Annotated in this window: 1 protein-coding gene; it reads right to left on the reverse strand. The window is 60.3% G+C overall.

Annotated elements, in window-relative coordinates:
• Positions 1 to 100: 100 nt before the first annotated feature.
• A partial coding sequence (locus tag D588_RS24220) for a hemagglutinin repeat-containing protein (RefSeq protein WP_017915492.1) occupies positions 101 to 3,133 on the reverse strand: 3,033 nt, incomplete at its 5' end.

The following is a 3,133-nucleotide window of genomic DNA, read 5'->3' on the forward strand; positions in this document are numbered from 1 at the left end:
TTCAGTCCCACAACATGGGCAAATCTCCCAAGTCGGCGAACAATCATCCTCCCCCCAAGGAGGAAATGGCAACTCGTACCCACAAACCCTGCAATTATTATTATTTCTTTTGGCCATAAAAGTAATCTAGATTTGTTTTGTACCCATGATCAGCGGGATCTGGCCTAAACATTGTCTTAGGCGTCCCATCTGCAGATTTAACTGCGAACGTATTTGTTATAGGGTTATAAAGAACAGTTTCTCCATTTGAACGATTTATCGCGAGAGTTCCGGATGGGGGATTTGTAACAAATTCACGCGCGCCTTCAACATACTGGAGAGAATTCTGGTACTCAGGAAATTCTGAGCTGTGCTTAGTCCAATGGCCATAAGCATTCTGCACTGAGTCTTTCGATTTAGTAGATGACCAAAATGAACCCCTTTCTCCGCCCTGTATATCATAACTAGACGATGGCGCATCACTTTCACTCGGTCCATTTCTTCCATTCCTTTTAATGGAAGGACCAAAAACTTCTGCGGTACTTGCTAGGTCCCACGCAAGCGCACCAATTTGGTTGGCTGCTGCTATTTGTTCTGGTGTACCACCAACCACCGCGGTCCAGGTACCTGCGGCAGCAAAAAGCGGGCCCAGAAGTCCTGTTTCAAGTCTATTACGATCTTCCAACGACATGATTTTCAGGCCGACAACCTGTTGACCTTGCCAGTCCGTCTTGTTCAATAGCTGATAATCAAGACTATAAGAAGATCCGACACCGATCGAGCCTTTTGAGGCAGCCTGTACCACGCCCGCCACGAGTATCGCGTCATACTCCTCCGTCCCTGGCTTAAGATTCAGCAGTTGTGCTTGCTGCTCCGGAGTCAGGTAGTCGAAGTACCGATCCTTCATTTCACGGCTTTGCGCAAGACTGACGTCATCCCACTTCCGCTCTACATTCTCTCGGCATTCTTCCGTCGTGCACTTGCTGAGTTCACGCGTCTTTTCATCGCGTTGCGGATGACTGAGATAGTTGTTCACAACCTCATTGCTGGCCGTCGCAGCACCCGCAGTGCCGCCCGCAACCGCACCCGCCGCAGTCGACGCCAAGGCGGTCAATGTGTCCGCCAACGGCCCGGTAACGCCTGCCTCCCGCAGCGCGGTTGCCACGGCGGGCGCGGCGAGCGTGCCTGCAGCGGCGCCCGTCGCACCTTCTAGCCCGCCTGTGAGTCCCCCGACCACGGTGTGCGCCAGCACTCGCAAGCTGCCGTTGTTGCCCCACTGGCTTTCCAGTTGGTCTGCCTGGGCGGTGAGCTGCGCCTTCTGGTCCGGATCGGCCGTGCCATCGGCCTGCCGACGCAGCTCTGCCGCCTCCGTCATCTTCTTCTCGGCGTAGTCACCGATCACGTGCGTGGCCTGCTGCCCGAACGTCGCCGTGATCTGCGCCTGGGCGGCCACCTGCTCCTGCAGCTTTTGTCCATCCCATTGCTTGGTCAGGCCATTGGCGTCATCGCCCGTAACGACATCGCGCTTCAGGCCCGCCAGCGCGTCCGCTACGCTCTTGCCGGTCTTGGCTTGCTGCCCCGCTTCGTCGGTGATGACCAGCGCCCCGCCACTGATGCCGCTGTGCGTGGTGGATTGCGAGTTCCCACTCTCATGGCCATAGCCGGCCGCACTGCCGTTGGCGCCGGTGTTGTAGTTCTGCCAGGACCACTTGCTGCCATTGTTGGTGGTGGAAGGTGTCTGGCCCTCACTGCCCTTGGCCTTATCGTCGTCGGTGCCGACGCTGTAGCCGCCCGACAGGCTGATGCCCTTGGCGTCATAGCTGCTGGTGTTGGCGATGTCGCTATAGGTCAGCGTGCCGGTGCTCAGGCGGTTCTTGCCTTGGTCGATCGCCTCCTGGCTGCTGGCGATCACCGCGCCCTTCAGGTCGGTGTTGCCGCCCACGGTGATGTCGAACCCGCCCTTGCCGGCCTGGATGCCGCTCTGCTCGGTGACGCTGGCGTAGTCGCCATTGACCTTGTTGCTGCTGTAGCTGGCGCTGGCACTGAACCCGATGCCGAACGTGACGTTGCCACCGATCGACTTGTCCTTGCTGGCGTAGCTGCTGGTGTCCTGCAGGCTCTCGATGTTGAGGTTGCCGCCGACGTCGGCGATCACCTTGTCCGCGGAGACCTGCGCGCCCTTGAGCGTGGTGTCGTTGCCGCTGATGATCGTGGCGTTGTCACCCGCAGCCACATGGCTGTTGGTGTAGCTGACATCCTCGCCATTGGCCTTGCCACGCGCTCCGCTGGCGCTCAACGTCACGCCCGCTGCGAGCCCATCAGCGCCATAGGTGATCGCAACGCCGACGGCGGCGCTGCTGCTCTTGCTGGTGCTGTGTTGTTCGGCCGTGTTCTTCGCCGCCTCGATGGTGACATCGTGATCGGCGGCCAGGAGCAGGTCGTGGCCAGCGGTGACGTCGCTGCCGCGTACCAGCAGGTTGCTCGCGTCGCCGCCGCCCGTGGCGATCAGGTTGACGTCGCCGCCGGCCTGTAGCTTGGAGCCCTTGGCCTGGTCCGCCGACTGGGTACTCTTGCTCTCGCTCTTGCTGCCACCCACCGTCACGGCGATGCTGATGTTCGCGCCTTGCGCAGCGCTTGCGGCGCTGCCGCTGGCCAGTGCGCTTCCGGTCTGACTCAGCGAGCTGGCGGCGCCATAGGCGCTGTAGGCCGCGGATCCCGCCGCCAGCGCCTGCATGCGCGCATCGCCACTGACTTTGGAGCCAGCCTTGGCCGTATCGTAAGCGGACTGGGCCAGGTTCAGTGCTGCGGAACTGAGCGTGATCGACAAGCCGCCTTGGCTGAACTTGCTGCGCTGCTCGGCATCGGTGGTGTCGTGGACCTCGGTGATGGCGATGTCCTTTGCCTTCACCGTGATGTCGCCGGCATTGGCCAGCACGTCGCTGCCGGTCTGCGCGTAACGATTGCCCGCAACCAGCGTGACGTCGCCCTCCACGCTACCGACCGTGCTGCCCACATGCGTCACATCGGCGGTGTCGGCATTGTTCTGGATCTTCTGCGTGCCGAAGGTCACGCCGATGCCGCCGCTGCCGAACATGCCGGACTTCTTCGTTTTCTTCTCGTGCTCCTCGCTATGCGTGTTCTGCGCCGTCTCCAG

This window comes from Xanthomonas sp. SHU 308 (assembly GCF_000364645.1).
In the GTDB taxonomy this organism is placed as follows: domain Bacteria; phylum Pseudomonadota; class Gammaproteobacteria; order Xanthomonadales; family Xanthomonadaceae; genus Xanthomonas_A; species Xanthomonas_A sontii.